At 64.5% G+C, this 18,277-nt stretch carries 16 protein-coding genes and 2 tRNA genes; 13 read left to right on the plus strand and 5 right to left on the minus strand.

Going from position 1 to position 18,277, the window contains the following annotated elements:
* The first annotated feature begins 97 nt into the window (after positions 1-97).
* The 3 genes from GGR48_RS13840 (at position 98) to GGR48_RS13850 (ending at position 1,686) form a co-directional block, all read left to right on the plus strand.
* Positions 98-778: a ParB N-terminal domain-containing protein gene (locus GGR48_RS13840; protein WP_183952437.1), complete on the plus strand. Its 681-nt coding sequence runs from the start codon at positions 98-100 to the stop codon at positions 776-778.
* Positions 775-996 (plus strand): hypothetical protein, encoded by a 222-nt coding sequence (locus GGR48_RS13845; RefSeq protein WP_183952438.1) that lies wholly within the window; start codon positions 775-777, stop codon positions 994-996. Before GGR48_RS13840 ends, GGR48_RS13845 begins: the two co-directional genes overlap by 4 nt.
* 273 nt (positions 997-1,269) lie before the next feature.
* Positions 1,270-1,686, plus strand: a complete 417-nt coding sequence (locus tag GGR48_RS13850; RefSeq protein WP_183952439.1) for a hypothetical protein — start codon at positions 1,270-1,272, stop codon at positions 1,684-1,686.
* A gap of 25 nt (positions 1,687-1,711) precedes the next feature.
* Here the strand turns inward: GGR48_RS13850 and GGR48_RS13855 are convergent, their stop codons facing one another.
* Positions 1,712-2,872: a plasmid recombination protein gene (locus tag GGR48_RS13855; protein WP_183952440.1), complete on the minus strand. Its 1,161-nt coding sequence runs from the start codon at positions 2,870-2,872 to the stop codon at positions 1,712-1,714.
* An 819-nt stretch (positions 2,873-3,691) separates the two neighbouring features.
* Between GGR48_RS13855 and GGR48_RS13860 the strand changes: the two genes are divergently transcribed.
* The 3 genes from GGR48_RS13860 to GGR48_RS13870 all read left to right on the plus strand — a co-directional run bounded on the left by GGR48_RS13860 (position 3,692) and on the right by GGR48_RS13870 (position 6,191).
* On the plus strand, positions 3,692-4,786 hold the full coding sequence (locus GGR48_RS13860; protein WP_183952441.1) for a replication initiation factor domain-containing protein: 1,095 nt from the start codon (positions 3,692-3,694) through the stop codon (positions 4,784-4,786).
* Positions 4,786-5,097, plus strand: coding sequence for a hypothetical protein (locus GGR48_RS13865; protein ID WP_183952442.1), 312 nt, complete (start codon positions 4,786-4,788; stop codon positions 5,095-5,097). The genes GGR48_RS13860 and GGR48_RS13865 overlap by 1 nt, the downstream gene beginning before the upstream one ends.
* 89 nt (positions 5,098-5,186) lie before the next feature.
* Positions 5,187-6,191, plus strand: coding sequence for a hypothetical protein (locus GGR48_RS13870; RefSeq protein WP_183952443.1), 1,005 nt, complete (start codon positions 5,187-5,189; stop codon positions 6,189-6,191).
* A 33-nt stretch (positions 6,192-6,224) separates the two neighbouring features.
* On the opposite strand, the gene GGR48_RS13875 is transcribed toward GGR48_RS13870, so the two are convergent.
* From GGR48_RS13875 to GGR48_RS13885, 3 genes are all read right to left on the minus strand, one after another.
* Positions 6,225-6,298 (minus strand) — tRNA-Gly (locus GGR48_RS13875).
* A 169-nt stretch (positions 6,299-6,467) separates the two neighbouring features.
* Positions 6,468-7,445 carry an NAD-dependent epimerase/dehydratase family protein gene (locus tag GGR48_RS13880; RefSeq protein ID WP_183952444.1) on the minus strand — a complete coding sequence of 326 codons (978 nt, stop codon included), beginning with the start codon at positions 7,443-7,445 and terminating at the stop codon, positions 6,468-6,470.
* Positions 7,446-7,542: 97 nt separating this feature from the next.
* On the minus strand, positions 7,543-8,313 hold the full coding sequence (locus GGR48_RS13885; protein WP_183952445.1) for a competence/damage-inducible protein A: 771 nt from the start codon (positions 8,311-8,313) through the stop codon (positions 7,543-7,545).
* A gap of 50 nt (positions 8,314-8,363) precedes the next feature.
* On the opposite strand from GGR48_RS13885, the gene map reads away from it, so the two are divergent.
* From map to purL, 3 genes are read left to right on the plus strand one after another with little or no spacing between them, the layout of a single operon-like run.
* Positions 8,364-9,191, plus strand: a complete 828-nt coding sequence (map, locus tag GGR48_RS13890) for a type I methionyl aminopeptidase (protein WP_183952446.1) — start codon at positions 8,364-8,366, stop codon at positions 9,189-9,191.
* A gap of 7 nt (positions 9,192-9,198) precedes the next feature.
* Positions 9,199-10,710, plus strand: coding sequence for an ABC1 kinase family protein (locus tag GGR48_RS13895; RefSeq protein WP_183952447.1), 1,512 nt, complete (start codon positions 9,199-9,201; stop codon positions 10,708-10,710).
* Positions 10,711-10,767: 57 nt separating this feature from the next.
* A complete protein-coding gene (gene purL, locus GGR48_RS13900; protein WP_183952448.1) occupies positions 10,768-12,993 on the plus strand; it encodes a phosphoribosylformylglycinamidine synthase subunit PurL in 2,226 nt (741 codons plus the stop codon).
* On the opposite strand, the gene nhaA is transcribed toward purL, so the two are convergent.
* Complete coding sequence (gene nhaA / locus GGR48_RS13905; RefSeq protein WP_183952449.1) at positions 12,990-14,396, minus strand: Na+/H+ antiporter NhaA; 1,407 nt, start codon at positions 14,394-14,396, stop codon at positions 12,990-12,992. The genes purL and nhaA overlap by 4 nt on opposite strands.
* 82 nt (positions 14,397-14,478) lie before the next feature.
* On the opposite strand from nhaA, the gene GGR48_RS13910 reads away from it, so the two are divergent.
* The 4 genes from GGR48_RS13910 to GGR48_RS13925 all read left to right on the plus strand — a co-directional run bounded on the left by GGR48_RS13910 (position 14,479) and on the right by GGR48_RS13925 (position 18,218).
* Positions 14,479-15,723 (plus strand): DUF418 domain-containing protein, encoded by a 1,245-nt coding sequence (locus GGR48_RS13910; RefSeq protein ID WP_338110485.1) that lies wholly within the window; start codon positions 14,479-14,481, stop codon positions 15,721-15,723.
* Positions 15,724-15,799: 76 nt separating this feature from the next.
* The gene (locus GGR48_RS13915) at positions 15,800-15,970 is read left to right on the plus strand and encodes a (2Fe-2S)-binding protein (protein ID WP_183952493.1); all 171 of its coding nucleotides are present in this window, start codon (positions 15,800-15,802) and stop codon (positions 15,968-15,970) included.
* An 84-nt stretch (positions 15,971-16,054) separates the two neighbouring features.
* A tRNA-Pro gene (locus tag GGR48_RS13920) sits at positions 16,055-16,131 on the plus strand.
* Between the two features lie 224 nt (positions 16,132-16,355).
* A complete protein-coding gene (locus GGR48_RS13925) occupies positions 16,356-18,218 on the plus strand; it encodes a site-specific integrase (RefSeq protein ID WP_183952450.1) in 1,863 nt (620 codons plus the stop codon).
* The last annotated feature ends 59 nt before the right edge of the window (positions 18,219-18,277 follow it).

The raw sequence follows: 18,277 nt of genomic DNA on the forward strand, positions 1-18,277 counted from the left end.
CGAACGGTGCACCCGTCATACCCGTCACGCTGCTCGACGAAGGGGGTCCCTTTTGGACGCCGATAGGGGGTCCTTTTTGGACGCCGATTGACACGACATGGCCGCCGGACGGTGGCGCCTTAATGGTCAAACCATAAAGATCAGTCGTGACGGAAGGCTGATCGATGGGCAACACCGATTGGAAGCTGCCAAGAAGGCGAAAACGAGCTTTCCAGCCATCATCGTTGAGGGCCTAGAAAATGACGTCATCAGCACTTTGGACATTGGCCGGCGCCGCGCGATGAGCGATGTCCTCCGCGAGCGAGGCGAGAGCAACACTATCGTTTTTGCGTCCGCCTTACGTTGGCTCTGGATGCTCGAAAACAACGTTGTGCTGGCCGCAAATTCATCACCATCAAGTGGCGAACTGCTAGACCTCCTCGATAGACGTCCATCGATCAGGAATAGCCTCAAGCAAATTTCTACGATCCGAGAAATTATGGGTGGCGGGATGGCTGCCGCTTTGCATCGCACCTTTGCCGACAAGGATGCCGAACGCGCCGATCATTTTTTCGCCAGATTGGGGGATGGGGTCCAATTATCGTCTGACAGCCCGATCCTGCATTTGCGAGAACGTCTGCTTCGCACGAAATCATCCAACCGTGCTCGAATGGCCGAAGCAGAACGCGTGGCCTTGTGCATCAAGGCTTGGAACACCTTTCGAGCAGATCGGCCGATGCAATTACTGGTATGGCGAAGCCGAGGCGCGGGCCGCGAACCGCTACCGACAGCCGCATGAGCCAACGTAAATCAAAATGGCACCCGAACTTGAGCGTACGCTTGAGTGACCCGGACCACGCGTTTCTCGATGCTGTCCGAGAGATGGGCGACATCAACAAGAGCGAAGCCGTCATAGCATTGTTTCGCCTTGGTCGGGCGCTGGGACCACTTGCGGTATTGGAAGCGGCACGCCACCAGAAGGAAGCGTCGGAAAAACAAATCGACCGATCAGAATAACCGTAGCAGCTGCGTGTGCCTTACACCGTCAGGGATGGAGCGGGTGAAGGGAATCGAACCCTCGTCGTAAGCTTGGGAAGGCAACGTAGAGTGAGAACAGCGGCGCAAAACCGCCGTTTTCTGATTGTCGCGACGCCGAAAAAGTGTGAACATCCCGAGAACCTCGCGTGCTTTTACCGCAGCTTTACCGCACCCGTTTGATGGCTTTGCTGCGGCTTGTCGGTAAGGCCCGATGCCCTTAGTCAATGAGGTTTGCATGAAGGGGGAATGACGATGAAGCGATTGCTGCTCTTGTTGCCACTGGCGACAGTATCATGTTCGACGGGCCCAGCACCCAACTTCTTTAACGGCAACTACTACATGGCCGGCGACGCAAACTGTAAGTCAGTCGATGCCTTCACCGACACACGGGTTAGATGCTACGACTCTAAGCACAATTTCACCGGCTATCGTGACGCGATGAATGTCGCGCAGATGCAGATGTTTCAGGCGCAACAAGCATATCAAAGTCAGCAGGTGAACGCGCTTACTCAGCAGGTTCAGCAAACGGGCGAAACATTTCGGCAGGCGGGACAGGCTATCCAGCAGCAGGGGCAATCATACACGCCTCCTCCTGTCATGAACCCATCGCAGCCAAGTAACACAGTGAAGTGCATCAAGGCAGGGATCTATGTGAATTGCCGTCAATAATAGAATGACGGATTATACTGTTTGCCTATCCTCTAGATCCACGCCCGCGATTGGAGAGGAACGCTTTCATAGCCTCCAATTCGCGGGCATGTTCGCTCGCGGCGATCTTTACCGCCTCCGGACCCTTTGCCCCGATCGCCTGCCGCACGAGCGGCGACGCATGTAGCCACTTCGATGCATAATCGCGGATCGGTTCGAGCATCTTTTCGACTTGAGCAATCATGCCATCAAGCCGATCTCGCAGCTTCCTGAGCGATGCACGTTCCTCTTCGACCGCGTGGACCATATCCGCCGCCCGCCGATGCTCCGCCTGAACCTCCAGTCGGGCAGCATTGGTCGCGTCCTCCTTCCGCCGCAGGATCTCTTCCCGCATCACGACCAGCTCGCGCGCTTCCCTGGCCTCCTTGTCCGCCATCGCCTTCACCTTGGCGGCGTAGTCGTGCGCCTCGCGTCTGATGCGTTCGGCTTCCACGGTGGCCTGTTGCGTCACGTCGATCTGCCTCATGAACTCACTCCCCAGTTTCTCGGACAAGAAGGCCTGTTCCTCCTGCCATTGTTTGAGCGGCTTGTGCTGCGTCGTGCCAGCCGGGCGGTCCTGTCCGCGCACTAGGCCAAAGGCACCCATGCGGTCTGCATAGGCTGTCACGATCGACTTCATGGCGCTCGGTCCCGGCAGCACTTTCTCGGTCGAGAGACGCCAAGCGGCACGACCGGCATCCGGTCCCTTCTCCCGCCCATCTCGCCGGAACTGCGCGGGGACGATCAGTGCATGGACATGAGGCGATGCCTCGTCCTGGTGGAGCACCACGGACGCGATCAGGTGTTTGCCGAACCGCGCTTCCAGATAGGCGAGTTGCTCTGCCTTCCATGCCTGGATCACGGCAAGAGTGTCGCCCATCGGCATGACCCCAGGACGCCACCCTTGCGACGCCCACCATTCCGGCGACGCGCCGAGGAAGACTTCGACGGCTACGTTGCCGTTCTTGCGGACCTTGGCGATGCCCAGCCGGTCCATGACGTTCGTCACGTCCCGCCACGGCTTGTTCGTTCCGACCATGATCTCGACAGGCGGCGCGCTCTTGTCCGCGTTCGGGGTTTGAATCCCGCGCGCGTTGTGCAAGCCCGTCGCGACGAGGTGCCGGCCCGCCTTGATCTTCTGATGTCGGATAATCGCGAACGCCTTCATGACCCACTCCAATAGCGGGTATCATAATACCCGTTGCGGGCTGTTATGGGAATCACCCCCTCAGTGATTTTGCGATGCGGAGTTGCGAAGTAACTCCGTCACTCAGGACGGAATTAGGCGAGCCCAATTCCCCTTCGCCAAGGTGGCTGCACCCCCCTGGACCCCCGCCAATCGCCCTTGCGGGCGAGCCCCTTGCCCTCCGACGCCCAGCCATGCGGGGCGGCGTCCCCGGGCAAGGCGCAAGGACGGCCGCTACGCCCCAATCATCAAGGCCCGCAACGATGCTCTGACGAAGGCCCGAAATCGTTGTTGATATGTTCCGGGATCGCGCCTATATTGATCGTTGCCGCCGAGGGGCATTGTTCCCGGACCTGGTATGTCGCGAGGCGTATCTTGTAGAGCGGTCATTGACCCCAGGCACCAGCAGCCTGCGGAAATCACGTCGCGCTCGCAACACGTAACCGTGGGGCCTCCCGAAGAACGACCGCATCGCGGCACGGGTCGAGGATCAAAGGCGGATCGGCTCTGCGGCGCTTGCGACCGAGAAGAAAAGTTTGGGGGCATTTGACGTCTCCTGCTTGTTGGCTGCGTGGGCCAAAGTTCGGGATGACGTCGCCTCTTCTCGGTGACGAACATGTCTCCAATTGCCGAAGCACCCCAAGGTGAACCGACGACGCACGACAGCGGCGTTCGTCGGTCCTCACTACGCGACATCCTCCGCAGCCAGATCGCGGCGTTCAAAGCCACGTCCGCGACCATCACCATCGTCTCCTACGCGAACACGGATTCCAGGCGGCATCCCGATCGGGAGGGCAGCCGATGACCCAGCGCCGCCCCGGTCGCAACGACCAAGGACCCCCATCCTATAACATGGGGGTCACTTCGCGCGTCCCGTCCCCCTGGAAGGCCAAAGAGGACCAGAAGGATGACCGTCAGGTCACCTCCTGCACCTTCGACTGGTATCAGGCCACGTTACCGGGCGATGACCGTCAGACCGGCCCGCAGTATTTCCGGAACGTCTCCGAGATGCTGGCCGATCACCTCAAGCCGTTCCAGCTGCGCCATGTCGATCGCGGCATGTCCGGCTATGAGAAGCGCACCGAGTTCGTGGACAATCGCGGCGGCGTCGAATTGACCATCCTGCACGGTGGCAATCCGAAGCCGAACGTGAAAGCCACATCTCGACACGCCGCGCCGTTCGCCGAGTTGCTGCGCCGCCTCCAGCCGAATCATCGCGTCACCAGGATCGACGCAGCCGTCGATTTCGCTGGCCCCGACGTGTGGGGCGCGGCGCTGAAGACCTGCCAGTTGGTGATGGATGTGCGCGGCATGGATTCCGGGCTGCTGATGCAGCCCGACAATCCCCAGAAGGGTGCGACCTACTACATGGGGAGCCGCAATTCGCCGGTCATGGCCCGCCTGTATCAGAAGGGTTACGAGCAGCTCGGCAGGTTCCCCGACTGCGGCGCGGACCCAGAATGGGTCCGCCTGGAGTTGCAGGTGCGGCCGCAGAAGGACGCCAAGACCATCTTCGCGACCAAGACCGCGCAGGAGGCGTGGGGCGCGACGAAGTGGTCGCGCCACCTGATCGCAGTGTTCTCGCAGGGGGAGTGGCAGCCGGAGGGCATCCGGGTGGCTCCGCGCACCGAAACCGAGTGGGAACGCACCCACCGCTTCATGACCGGCCAGTATGCGCGGCACATGTTCGAGGGGGGCAAACTCGCCCGCGACAACCTCATCGTGCCCGGACGCGCGGCGAGCTGGCGTGAAGGACTGCGCCTCTTCTTCGCGGAGATGGAAGAGGATGTCGCGGCCATCATCCGCGAGCGGATCAAGGCTGGCGATTGGACCCCGAACGATCGTGACGCCTACGACGTGCAGGGACCGGCGATCCTGGGATGGGAGGCGTCGTGATGGCGTCGCTCCCCGACCTCGACCGCCGCTTCTCTCGGAAGATCGAAGCAGGCAAGGGCATCCAGCTTTCGGCGGATGACCTTGACCTCTTCGTATCGACCGGAGCCTATGACGTGTTCCGCCAGGCCGTCGCAGAATACCAGAGGACCCAATGCCAGCAACGAAACGCCCGAAGCCGATCTACCAGCGCGGCCAATTCGCTCTCTACGAACGGCCAGGGCGCAACCTCGAGATCGTCTGGTATGACCACGAGCGACAGCGTGAGCGAAGCGCAAGCGCGGCTACGCGTGATCCTGAAGCCGGGCGGCTAGCCGTCGATCGGAAGTTCCTCGAATCCGAGGGCGCGCACCATTGTCCGACCTGTGGTCGGGCATGGGAGGCGTCCGGCAGTCCGCTGCTGTTGTCGCTCATCGCCGACTACCTCCTGCTGTCGGCGGGCAAGGCTGGCGAGAAGTCCGCCAAGACCCGGCTTGGTCACGTCGTGCGCTACGTCAACACGAAGAACCCAGCGATGACCGCCGCCCAGGCGGACGAGAAGTTCGCGACCGCCTTCCGCAAGTGGCTGGGTGCGGAGAAGATCACCGGGGGTTCGCGGGGCGGGGAGGAACGGCTGCGCGCATTGTCCTCGATCGAGGGAGCGTTGATGCAGCTTGCGGCGGCCATCAACGCCACGCCGGGGCAGAAGGCCGGATTCACGGTCGTCCAGCAGAAGGAGGTTTCAGCATCGCCGCAGTATCGTGCCGACGTGCCGACGATTGCCGCGATGTTCAACTACTGCCTCCGGCCCGACGACAAGTCGGTTCGGCACTGGCGGAACCCCGACGAGATCAACGCTAACCTCGTCGCTCGACGCGTCGAGGAGCGCGCGAACCTGTTGCGCTACCTCCGCGCGGCCGTCGCCACATGGGCGCGTCCTGATGCACTCTACGACCTCCGCAAGCGGCAGTGGCACTCGGCGTCGGGCGTCCTCGACCTCAACCCGCCCAACCGGCGACAGACCCGGAAGCATCGACCCAAGGTGCCAGTCGCACGGCAGTTCGCTCCGCACCTGGATGACATGGGCGATGTCTGGCTGCCGGTGGCGTCGATCCGCGCAGCGTGGGACCGCATGGCGACCACGATCGGGCTGCCCGAGCATGGAGAGGCGGGCGAGAAGCTCATTCGTCGTAGCATGGCCACGATCGCGCGCGGACGGATCGGCGAGGCACAGTGGCAGCAGGGCAAGATGATGCTCGGACACGTCCGCGCCGACATCTCAGACATCTACGCTATCCGGGACACGGCCAACTTGGGACTGGCCCTCGCAGCGACTGAATCCATCATCGAAGAGGTCGAATCGCTCGCTCCCGGAGCATTTTACCGCGAATTTACCGCAGCGGCTGGGACGCTGACCGTCGCGGCTTAGCCCCTAACTCATTCAAGATACGTGGGAAAATCATGGAGCGGGTGAAGGGAATCGAACCCTCGTCGTAAGCTTGGGAAGCTTCTGCTCTACCATTGAGCTACACCCGCAAAACCCTAGAAAACCTTGGTTTTCCCAGCATCCGCCAGTCTCATTCCAACTTTTGATCTGTTGGAATTTCAACAAGCGGTGGAGAGCCAATAAGCGAACGGCGGGCACTGTGCAAGCGTATGCCATGCTTGCGGGCAGGTAAAAGTGCAGGTCGCCTTGCTGACGCGGTCAGACCCGGTAATAATCCCGATACCACGCCGCGAACCGCCCTAGCCCTTCCGCCAGCCGGACCTTCGGGGCATAACCCGTCAGGGCGTGCAGCTTCGATATGTCGGCATAGGTTGCGGTGACATCGCCCGGCTGCATCGGGCGCATGACCTTCACCGCCTCGCGGCCCAGGGCCTGTTCCAGGGTGGCGATCATGTCCATCAGCGGCACAGGCTGGCTATCGCCGATATTGAGGATGCGGTGGTCGCCTCGTTCGGGCGGGTGATCGAGCGCGCCGATGATGCCGTCGACGATGTCGTCGATATAGGTGAAGTCGCGCGCCATGCGGCCCTCGCCGAAGACTTCGATCGGCTGGCCGGCCATGATCCGGTCGGTGAACGAGAAATAGGCCATGTCCGGCCGCCCCCAGGGGCCATAGACGGTGAAGAAGCGCAACCCCGTCTGCGGAAAGCCGTAGAGCGCAGCATAGGACTGGCTCATCAGCTCGCAAGAGCGCTTGGTTGCGGCATAAAGCGATACCGGGGCGACCGACGGCTCATCCTCGCTGAACCCCTGCCCGCCCATCGGGCGGTCGCCATAGACCGAGCTGGAGGAAGCGTAGACGAGATGCTCGAAGCCGGGTTGGTGACGACAGGCCTCCAGCACCGACAAATGGCCGGCCATGTTCGAGCGCTCATAGGCGAAGGGATTGGCGATGCTGTGGCGCACGCCCGCCTGTGCCGCCAGGTGGATGACGCGGGTGCTGCCCTGTTCGCGCACCAGCCGCGCGATGGCGTCGGCATCGGCGATGTCGAGGCGATGAAAGCTAAAGGCCCGGCGGCCGTTGAAGGTCGAGAGCCGCGCCGCCTTCAGCGCCGGATCATAATAGTCGTTGACGATGTCGACTCCCACCACCGTCTCACCGCGTTCGAGCAGGCGATGGACGACGGCATGGCCGATAAAGCCCGCCGCGCCGGTCACCAGGATCGGCGACGTCATGCCCGCTTTCTCATGCCATCACCGCCATACGTCTTGAAATCCCATCCTCGTCCCGGACCTCCGCCATGCGAAACCGGCGGTTAAAGGACCGCTAAGATCAGATGCCGTCGGCGATGACCCGGTGGCCCTGCGCTTCCAGGGCGGCGGTCAGGTCGGCGATGCAGGTCGCGACCATCGCCGCATCGGGACTGCGCACCACGAAATTCGCACCCGTCCGCCCCTCGCGGAAGAAGGGATAGCTGCCGATCGCGACGCCCTCATGCGCTTTTTCCGCCTGGCGCAGCAGGTCGGCGACCTCGCTTTCGCCGACCCAGCAGCCGATCGTGCCGGAGACGACCGGCTGTCCGCCCTCCAGCGTGCCGGTCAGCGCATCGAGCATGCCCGCGGTGATATGCGGCACGCCGGCCATGATGAAGATATTGCCGATCCGGATGCCCGGTGCGCCCGAGACGCGGTTGGGGATCAGCGAAGCCCCCTCGGGCGTCCGCGCCATGCGCGCCCGCGCCGGCGTCACCCCGCCCCGCGTCGTATAATAGTCCTCCAGGATCGCACGCGCCTCGGGATGCTCGATCACCGGCAAATCCAGGGCTGCGGCGATCGCATCGACGGTAATGTCGTCATGGGTCGGACCGATGCCGCCGGTGGTGAACAAATAGTCGTTGCGCACCCGCAGCGTGTTCACCGCCTCGCCGATCGCGTCCGCCTGGTCGGCAACGACGCGCACTTCGGCCAGTCGGATGCCTTGAACGTTGAGCCATGCGGCAAGCTGGGCGATGTTGCGGTCCTGCGTCCGTCCGGACAGGATTTCATCACCGATGACGACCAGCGCGGCGGTCCAGATGCGCTCTGAGCGAGGGGCAGCTTGCATCGCCGTGACATAGCCTCGCAAAACGCCACGCGCCACGCTATATCCGCGCAATGACCGATTATGTGACCGTTTCCGCCGATGCGCCTCAGGGGCGGGACGGCGCGATCAAGCTATGGGGCCGCGAGGCGTTCGAGGGCATGCACAAGGCTGGCCGCCTGGCCGCCGAGACGCTGGACATGCTGGTCCCGCACATGGTGCCGGGCGTCACCACCGCCGAGATCAACCGGCTGGTCCATGACTTCATCGTCGAACGCGGCGGCGTGCCCGCGACTTTGGGCTATCGCGGCTATGCCCATTCGACCTGCGTGTCGATCAACCATGTCGTGTGTCATGGCATCCCGTCCGACAAGGCGCTGAAGTCGGGCGACATCGTCAATGTCGACGTCACGCCGATCGTCGATGGCTGGCACGGCGACACCAGCCGCATGTACCTGATCGGCGACGTTCCGCTGAAGGCGCGCAAACTGGTCGAGGTGACCTATGAATGCCTGATGCTGGGTATCGAGCAGGCCAAGCCCGGCAATCATATGGGCGACGTCGCCAACGCCATTCAGCGGCATGCCGAAAAGCATCGCTATGGCGTGGTCCGCGATTTCTGCGGCCATGGTCTGGGCCTGCTGTTTCATGACGCGCCCGAGGTGGTCCATGCTGGCCGCCCCGGCACCGGTCCGGAACTGAAGCCAGGCATGATCTTCACCATCGAACCGATGATCAATATCGGCCGCCCGGACGTGAAGCTGCTCGACGATGGCTGGACGGCGGTGACGCGCGACCGATCGCTGTCGGCGCAGTTCGAGCATTCGATCGGCATCACCGAGGAAGGCTGCGAAATCTTCACGCTCAGCCCCGCCGGCCACACCCAGCCGCCTTACCTCTGAGATGACGATGATCGGGGCGATTCGCGTCGCGGCGCGGGATCGCGCCCGACTGGCCGAGGTGATCGCGACGGCGTCGCGCTTCGGACTGGACGTGCTGCTCGCCCGGTTGGGCCTCGATCCGGCGCGCCGCGATCCCGATGCCCTGCCCTTCGACCTGCCCGCCCGGACGCGGCAGGCGATGGAGGCCTTGGGCCCCGTCTGGGTGAAGCTGGGACAGATCCTCGCCACCCGCTCCGATCTGCTGCCACCCGAATGGATCGCGGAGCTGGAGCATCTGCACAGCGCGGCCCCGCGCCTGCACTTCGAGCAATTGCGCGAACAGGTCGAGGCTGCCTTGGGCGAGCCGCCCGAAACCGCCTTCGCCCGCTTCGATGCCGAGCCGCTCGCCGCCGCCTCGATCGCGCAGGTCCACCGCGCGGCGCTGACCGACGGGACCGAGGTCGTGCTGAAGATCCGCCGCCCCGGCATCCGCCCGATCATGGAGGCCGACCTTCGCCTGCTGACCCAATTCGCCGCGATGGTCGAAGCGGCCAATGCCGAGGCACGCCGCTATGGCGCGGCGCGGATGGTCCGCGAACTCAGCCGTGACATATTGGAGGAGCTGGACTTCACCAACGAAGGCCGCAACGCCGATCGGCTCCGCGAGGATTTCGCGCGCGAGCCGCGTGTCGTGGTGCCGACCATCCATTGGGATCACTCGTCCGAGACCTTGCTGGTCATGGACTATATCGACGGCGTCCCACCCCGAAACGCCGCAATCCTGGAGCGGGCGGGCATCGACCCGGCGGCCATCGCCGCGTGCGGTGCCGACATCGTGCTCGACATGACGCTGATCAATGGGCGTTTCCATGGCGATCCGCACCCCGGCAATCTGCTCTGCCTGCCCGGCAACCGGATCGCGCTGCTTGACCTGGGGCTTATCGGCCATGTGTCCCCGCGCCGCCGCGAAGAGGTCATCGCCTTCACCCAGGCGATCATGAACAGCGACCCCGCGCTGCTGGCGGAAACGATGCGGCAATGGTCGCAGACCGACGACATCGCGCCCGATCGGTTCGCGGCGGTCGCCGACCGGCTGATCGCCCGGCATGGCGGCGGATCGCTGCGGCTGGCGGCGATCCTGGCGGACATCTTCCCGATCCTGCGCGAGGAACGCATCGTCCTTCAGCCGGACCTGCTGCTCCTGTTCAAGGCGCTGATCACGATCGACGGCGTGCTGAGCGGTATCCAGCCTGACTTCAACCTGTCGGACGCGCTGCGCCGGGCCGCCGCCCGGATCGTCGAGGCGCGCCTCTCCCCCGAACGCTGGGGCAAGCGCGCCGCCGCGCTGGCACTGGAACTCGACCGGCTGGGGGACGATTTGCCTCGCCTGATCCGCGCGACGACGCGCAAGCTGGAGAGCGAACAGGCCATGGTTTCGACCGCCGGCATCGAGGCGGCAATCCGTATCGGCGCCGGCTGGATCGCAGCCGCGCTGGCGCTGTCGGGCATCGCGATCGCGGTGGCGATGCGGTTGGGGTAACGGCTTCGCAAAGAGCGATAGTGACGAACCCGCGACACCTCGCTAAAGGCGCGGGCCATGACCGAGATCACGCCCCAGATCGTCGCCGACCACGGCCTGTCCGAAGAAGAATATCAGCGCGTGCTGACCGCGCTGGGCCGCGAGCCCAATCTCGTGGAGCTCGGCATCTTCTCGGTCATGTGGTCCGAGCATTGCAGCTACAAGTCCAGCCGCATCCACCTGAAGAAGCTGCCCACCGAAGGGCCTCAGGTCATTTGCGGTCCCGGCGAGAATGCGGGCGTGATCGACATCGGCGACGGCCAGGCCGCCATCTTCAAGATGGAGAGCCATAATCACCCGTCCTATATCGAGCCCTATCAAGGTGCGGCGACGGGTGTCGGCGGTATCCTGCGCGACGTGTTCACCATGGGCGCGCGGCCGGTCGCGAACCTGAACGCGCTGCGCTTCGGGCGGCCCGATCACCCCAAGATGCGCCACCTGATCTCGGGCGTGGTCCACGGCATCGGCGGCTATGGCAATTGCGTCGGCGTGCCGACCGTCGGCGGCGAGGTGAACTTCCACCCCGCCTATGACGGCAACATCCTGGTCAACGCGATGACGGTCGGCGTCGCCGATCAGGACAAGATCTTCTATTCGGCGGCCAGCGGCGTCGGCAATCCGATCGTCTATGTCGGCTCCAAGACCGGCCGCGACGGCATCCACGGCGCGACCATGGCGTCGGCCGATTTCGGCGAGGATGCAGAGGCCAAGCGCCCGACCGTGCAGGTCGGCGACCCCTTCACCGAAAAGCTGCTGATCGAGGCGTGCCTCGAACTCATGGCGTCGGACGCGATCGTCGCGATCCAGGACATGGGCGCGGCTGGCCTGACCTCGTCGTCGGTCGAGATGGCGTCCAAGGGCGGCGTCGGCATCGAGCTGATCATGGACGACGTGCCCCAGCGTGAAGAGGGCATGACGCCGTATGAAATGATGCTGTCGGAAAGCCAGGAGCGGATGCTCATGGTGCTGAAGCCCGGCCGCGAGGAATTCGCGGAAGGCATCTTCCGCAAGTGGGAACTGGATTTCGCCGTCATCGGTCACGTCACCGAGACCGGGCGTATGGTCCTGCGCCACAAGGGCGAAGTGGTGTGCGACATCCCGCTCGCGCCGCTGGCCGACGACGCGCCGCTTTACGACCGTCCTCATGTTCCGACCGAGGTTCCGACCGCGATCACCTCGCCCGGTTGTCAGGACCCGGCGGCGGACCTTTTGAAGCTGATGGGCTCGCCCGACATCGCCTCGCGTCGGTGGATCTGGGAGCAGTATGACCATATGGTCGGCGGCGACACGGTGCAGCGCCCCGGTGGCGATGCCGCCGTCGTCCGCGTCCACGGCACGCAAAAGGGGCTCGCGATGAGCACCGACTGCACGCCGCGCTATTGCTATGCCGATCCGGTTACGGGTGGCATGCAGGCGGTGGTCGAGACGTGGCGCAACATCACGGCGGTCGGCGCCAAGCCGCTCGCCATCACCAACTGCCTCAACTTCGCCAATCCGCAGCGGCCCGAGATCATGGGACAGATCGTCGGCTGTCTCGAGGGCATGAGCCAGGCGTGCCGCGCACTCGACTATCCGATCGTGTCGGGCAACGTCTCGCTCTACAACGAGTCGAAGGCGACCGGCGGCGGCTCGGCGATCCTGCCGACGCCTGCGATCGGTGGTGTCGGCCTGATGGCGGACTGGTCCAAGTCGGCGACCATCGCCTTCAAGGGTACCGGCGACGTCATCGTCCTGATCGGTACGCCCAAGGGCGAGATCGGCCAGTCGCTGTGGCTGCGCGAAGTCCATGGGATCGAGGGCCGCGATGCGGGTCCGCCCCCGTCGATCGATCTGGATGCCGAGCGTCGCACCGGCGATCTGGTCCGCGAGTCGATCACCGCCGGCCATCTGACCGCCGTGCACGACGTCTCGGACGGCGGCATTGCGGTGACGCTCGCCGAAATGGCGCTGGCCGGCAATATCGGCGCGCTGATCCAGTTCCCGGAAACGGGCGAGGCCTGCCGCCAGCTCTTTGCGGAAGATCAGGGCCTGTACGTCGCCACGGTCGAGGACACCGCGCTGGTCGACTTCCTCGCCAATGCGCATCAGGCGGGCGTCGAGGTCGAGCGGATCGGCCGCACCGCCGGCACGCGCCTGATCTTCGAGCGCGAGGATGGCGATTTCGTCGTCGCGCTCGACGATCTGCGTCGCGCGCATGAGGGCTTCTTCCCCGCGCTGATGGGCGCGGACGCGGCTCTCGCCTAACCCTGTGGCGGAGCCTCGGCCGCGCGCCGGGGCTCCGCGCAGGATGACAGGATCGCATAGCCGATCCCGGCGGCCAGCAGCGACGCGATCAGCACCCCCAGCGACGCCGTCTCACGCATTTCCCCATCGCCGAACGCCAGGCTGGCGATGAACAGCGAGATCGTAAAGCCGATCCCGGCCAGCGCACCGACGCCGATCACCATGCGCCACGTCACCTGATCCGGCCGCTCCGCCACGCCCAACAGGCTGGCCAGCCACGTAAAGGCCAGGAAGCCCAGCGGCTTGCCGACCACCAGCCCCGCCACCACGCCCAGCACCAGCGGACTGCCGATCGTCCCGATCAGATCGGCGGAGAAATGGATGCGGACATTCGATAGGGTGAACAGGGGCAGGACGACATAATTGATCCAGGGGGTCAGTATCTCGATCAGGCGGCTGCTCGCCTCCCGCGTGGCCGAGGCCATTTCGTGGAGATAGCCCAGACGATCCTCGGCGCGCTCGCGCTGGCGCAGTTCCTCTTCCTCGTCGTCCGCCTCCTCGGCGGCGCCATGCGCATCCTGAAACTCGTCGACACGCTGCTGCACCCGCTCGGCGAACCGTCCTTGGTCGAGCCGGGGCGCGACCGGCACCGTCAAGCCGATCAGGACGCCCGCGATGGTCGCGTGGACGCCCGACTCCAGGACGCCGCCCCAGACGATCAGCGCGAGCAGGACATAGGGTACGCTCGAAATCCAGCCGAGCCGGCGCAACCCGGCGATGCCGCCCAGGGCGATACCCGCCGTCACCAGCCCCCAGGGATCGATCGAACCGCTATAGGCGAAGGCGATGACCAGCAGGCCTCCGACATCGTCGACGGCCGCAAAGGCCAGCATCAACGCGCGCAAGCCGACCGGCAGACGCGTCGCGAACAATGCGATCAACGCCAAGCCGAAGGCCGTGTCGGTCGTGATGACGCTCCCCCAGCCCGGTGCCGCCGGCGTACCGCCCGCCACCGCCAGATACAGCCCCACCGGCACCACCATGCCCCCGATCGCCCCCGCCAGTGGAAAGGCCGCCGTCCGCCAGCGCGCCAGTGGTCCCAGGACCAGTTCGCGCTTCACATCGGCACCGACGATCACGAAGAACAGCGGCAGCAGCGCATGGTCGATCCACTCCGCCAGCCGATGCGATACCGACTGCGCACCGAAGCCGATGGTCAGGGACGTATCCCAAAAGCCCTCGAACCCCGCCGACCAGACGCTGTTCGTCAGGATCAGGGCCAGGATCGTCGCCAGCAGCAAGGGGCCGCCGGTCACCTCGCTGCCCGCGAAAAAGGGTTCGATCTTGTGCAGAAAGGCCGAGGCTGCCGGCGAATGATGCGCCCGCGCGGCGACGCGGCCCGTCAGGCGAGGTGATAATCCCATGGCAAGCCAATGCTTCACGCGGACCGGCGGTTGCATCCGGGGAAGGTCGCGGTAAGCCGATCGCGCTATCCGGAGCCATGATGTGATCGATCACCCCCCTACCCCGCCGGCCGCTTTCATCGATCGCGGGCGACTGCTGACGCTCGATGCGTTGCGCGGCGTGGCGGTGATGGCGATCCTGCTCGCCAACATGCCGGGCTTCGCTCTGCCCGACCCGGCCTATTCCAACCCGCTCGCCTGGGGTGGCGAGCGCCCGGCCGACATCGCGGCGTGGCTGTTGACGGAGACCTTCATCAACGGCCGGATGCGCGGGCTGTTCTCGATGCTGTTCGGCGCGTCGATGCTGCTGATCCTGCACCGCGCCGACGATGCGGGAGAGAATGGCGCCGCGCTTCACCTTCGCCGGATGGCCGTCCTGTTCGTCCTGGGGATGATCCATCTCAGCTTCATCTGGACCGGCGACATCCTGGCGCATTACGCGCTGGCGGGCGTGATCGCACTGGGCTTTGTCGGCCTCAAGGCCCGGACGTTGATGGTCACCGCCGTCGCGATGGTCGTGCTGTCGATGGCGATGGCGGGGCTCGAATGCTTCGGCCTGTTCGCGGCATCGGCCCGCAATACCCCGCAAGCCGTCGCTTTGTGGGATGCCTATCAGGCGGCGTTCGGCACGCCGGGCGTCAAGATACTCCAACCCGAAATCACCGCCATGCGCGGATCGTGGATCGACGCCACCCGCTTTCGCCTGGCCAACAACGGCAACCCGTTGTTCGACCTGATCAGCATCGGCCCCGAGACGCTGAGCGCCATGTTCCTGGGCATGGCGGCGCTCCGGTCCGGCTTTCTGAGCGGCGAATGGCCCCGCGCCCGATATCGGCGTATCGCCATCCTCTGCCTCGGCATTTCCATCCCGGCTTATGCCAGCATGGCGGCCTTCGTCATGGCGAGCGGCTATGACGTGCGCGCGGTCGCGCTCAGCCAGCTGCTGTTGCAGGCACCGGTCCGACTGATCGGCACGGTCGGTTACGCCGCGCTGATCCTATTAATGCTCCACCCCGGCGGCTGGTGGACCACCCGCATCGCCGCGGCCGGGCGGATGGCCTTCACCATCTATATCGCGACCAGCATCGTCATGACCTTCGTCTTTTACGGCCATGGCCTCGGCCAGTTCGCCCGCTGGGATCGGGCGAGCATCTATCTGCTGGTGCCGCTCGTCTGGGCGGGCATGCTGCTCTGGTCCAGGTCATGGCTCGACCATTTCGGTCAGGGGCCGCTCGAACGACTTTGGCGGCTGGCCGCGCGGGGGCAGGTCGGCGGCACGCGACAATAATCTGCAAATGCCTTGCAATAGGCTTGCGATCCACTCTCATTAGCGGTAATTGGAAGTCGCTGCTGAGGAGAGCGTCTTGGTCGTCTGCGTCTGCAATGCCATCCGCGAGTGCCAGGTCCGGGAAGCCGCCCGCGCCGGATCGGTCACGCCCTGCCAAATGTACCGCGCGCTGGGTCGCCAGCCCAAATGCGGCCAATGCGCCACCGTCGCCCGCGCCATCATCGATGAAGAGCGCGCCGCCGCCTGAGGCCCAGTTTGACGGGATGCATGGCGCAAGCGTGAAATTCCCCTTGCGCCGACCACCCCCCTGCCCCTAAGGGCAACCCCCTGTCGGGGAGTGGCGCAGTCTGGTAGCGCGCCTGCTTTGGGAGCAGGATGTCGCAGGTTCGAATCCTGTCTCCCCGACCATCCGCATCTAAGTCGTTGATTTCACGTCGCCTAACTGGCGATCGGGGACCGTTGTACCCACGGCTGTACCCATCGCTGTACCCATTGAGGGTGACGGAATGGGATTACGGAACCTGCGGCTGCGCGGCGGCAGCTATCATTGGCGGCGCAAGATCACGGTGGCGGGCACCCACGTGCCCCTGTGCTTTTCCCTTCGGACGGGAAATTATAAACATGCACGGTGTATGGCCGATCGCCTGAACGTGGCGGTCGAGGGGGTACGCATGGCCTATGGCCAATCGACGGGGATGAGGCCGGATCAACTGAAGAAGGTGTTCAGCGATGCGCTCCGCTGGCAGTTGCAGCGCATCCTGGAAGATCAGGCAGGCACCACCGCGCCGTCTGATGATCACGCGTCGATCAACACCCTCTATTCCGAGGCCTGGGGCTTTCTGGGCCGCCGCGGGGTCGGCGCGCAATGGACGCTGGACGAGCATGACCGCCTGATCGCGGCCGGCTGGTCGCCGGCGCGCGCGAGGCAGGTCGCCGATCTGGTGTTCGAATTCCAGAACAACGACCCCGTCTCCAAGGCCCAGATCGACAGCTACACCACCGCGTTCGGCATCATGCCGACGCGGGACAATGTCGCCCGTATGGGCAAGACGATCTGCGCCGCGCGGGCAGCCGCCTGCCGAGAAGCGACGGCGCTGCTGCCCGACACCGAAGACGAGACGGCCGCATGGGTCGACGACGCGTTGGCGGACGACGCGCCATTCGCCTTCGAACAGATCGAACCACAAGGGGCGCGCTCTGCGCCTACAGAACCGCTCGCGGATGACATCGTCACGCCGGCTCAGCCCCCGGCGCCGCCGCCAAAGCCCGAGCGACCGAAACAACGCATCGTCGATGCGGCTGAGGACTGCATCGCCGCGTACAGCAAGGAGGGCGGCTGGGACAGGGATTCGATCAAGCAGGTGCGGACCGCCATCCGCCTGTTCGATCACGCTTGCGGCGGCGACGCCTTCATCGAGGATCTGGACCAATCCCATGTTCGCGCCTTCACGACCCTATGTCGGGCATTGCCGAACCGCTGGGGCCGTACCCGCGAGGAACAGGCGGGTGGCATCGCCGCCAGCCTGAAGCGGGCGAAGGGCATGGACCCCGCGCAGATCGGCATCAGTCAGGTCACCATCAACAAGCATCTGACGTGGGTCGCTGCCGTCCTGGCCCATGCGGCGGGCGAAGAGGATGACCCCGAGGCGCATCGACCGGCCAAGCCGCTGTCCTTCAAGGTTGCGCGGGCCGGCATTGGCAAATCCGATCGCAAGCAGCGCAAGCGTGACCGGGACAAGCGCGCCAATTGGACCAAGCAGGAAGTCGCCACGCTGTTGTCCGCGCCGATCTGGACCGGGTGCGCCGATATCGGCGGACGTTTCAAACCCGGAACCGAAATCTTCCACGACGCCTGGTACTGGCTGCCGTTGATGCTCCCACTTTATGGCGGTCGCAGTTCAGAGCTTGCCGGGCTGGGCTTGGCCGAGGTGTTCGAACAAGACCCGATCCCCTATTTTCTGATCCAATATACCGAGGATCGGTCGCTCGAGAACATCCAGTCGATTCGACGGCTGCCGATCCATCCCGAACTGATCCGCTTGGGCTTTATCGACTATGTGAAGGCGATGCGCGCCGCAGGATCGACCATGCTGTTTCCAGAGATGCAGTCGCCGAACTCCACGACATTCGCCGGGACGTTCTACAAGTCCGTGTTCAGGCCGTTGCGGGATTGGGCTTTCCCCGAAGGCACGTCATGGCGGCATCGCGTCGGCGGGGCATGGAAGGACAAGGACGTCCACAGCTTCCGCGGCTTGGCAACGACGACCATGAAAGGGCGTGTTCCCAGCGAAGTGCGGTGCGACATCTTCGGCCACGAGGGCGAGACGGAGACCGCAAGGACCTATGACGAGGAAGCCGAGCTTTCTCTCAAGCTTGATGCCCTGAAGTTGCTGACGCCGCTGACCGCGCACATCCCTGCGACGCTCCCCATTCGGCTAAGGCCGCCCGAGCGACGGCAGCATCGTACGCGAGCCGCGAAGGTGCGGTTAAAGTGAGTGTCGGCATATCGGACGAGCTGCCATATTCGGGCAAGACCGCTATTATTTTCGAGCGG

The organism is Sphingomonas pseudosanguinis (genome assembly GCF_014196255.1).
Classification (GTDB): Bacteria; Pseudomonadota; Alphaproteobacteria; order Sphingomonadales; family Sphingomonadaceae; genus Sphingomonas; species Sphingomonas pseudosanguinis.

Coding starts and splice junctions, on each gene's coding strand:
- GGR48_RS13840 (WP_183952437.1), top strand. CDS start 98: ATGGCCGCCGGACGGTGGCGCCTTAATGGTCAAACCATAAAGATCAGT.
- GGR48_RS13845 (WP_183952438.1), top strand. CDS start 775: ATGAGCCAACGTAAATCAAAATGGCACCCGAACTTGAGCGTACGCTTG.
- GGR48_RS13850 (WP_183952439.1), top strand. CDS start 1,270: ATGAAGCGATTGCTGCTCTTGTTGCCACTGGCGACAGTATCATGTTCG.
- GGR48_RS13855 (WP_183952440.1), bottom strand. CDS start 2,872: ATGAAGGCGTTCGCGATTATCCGACATCAGAAGATCAAGGCGGGCCGG.
- GGR48_RS13860 (WP_183952441.1), top strand. CDS start 3,692: ATGACCCAGCGCCGCCCCGGTCGCAACGACCAAGGACCCCCATCCTAT.
- GGR48_RS13865 (WP_183952442.1), top strand. CDS start 4,786: ATGGCGTCGCTCCCCGACCTCGACCGCCGCTTCTCTCGGAAGATCGAA.
- GGR48_RS13880 (WP_183952444.1), bottom strand. CDS start 7,445: ATGACGTCGCCGATCCTGGTGACCGGCGCGGCGGGCTTTATCGGCCAT.
- GGR48_RS13885 (WP_183952445.1), bottom strand. CDS start 8,313: ATGCAAGCTGCCCCTCGCTCAGAGCGCATCTGGACCGCCGCGCTGGTC.
- map (WP_183952446.1), top strand. CDS start 8,364: ATGACCGATTATGTGACCGTTTCCGCCGATGCGCCTCAGGGGCGGGAC.
- GGR48_RS13895 (WP_183952447.1), top strand. CDS start 9,199: ATGATCGGGGCGATTCGCGTCGCGGCGCGGGATCGCGCCCGACTGGCC.
- purL (WP_183952448.1), top strand. CDS start 10,768: ATGACCGAGATCACGCCCCAGATCGTCGCCGACCACGGCCTGTCCGAA.
- nhaA (WP_183952449.1), bottom strand. CDS start 14,396: ATGGGATTATCACCTCGCCTGACGGGCCGCGTCGCCGCGCGGGCGCAT.
- GGR48_RS13925 (WP_183952450.1), top strand. CDS start 16,356: ATGGCCGATCGCCTGAACGTGGCGGTCGAGGGGGTACGCATGGCCTAT.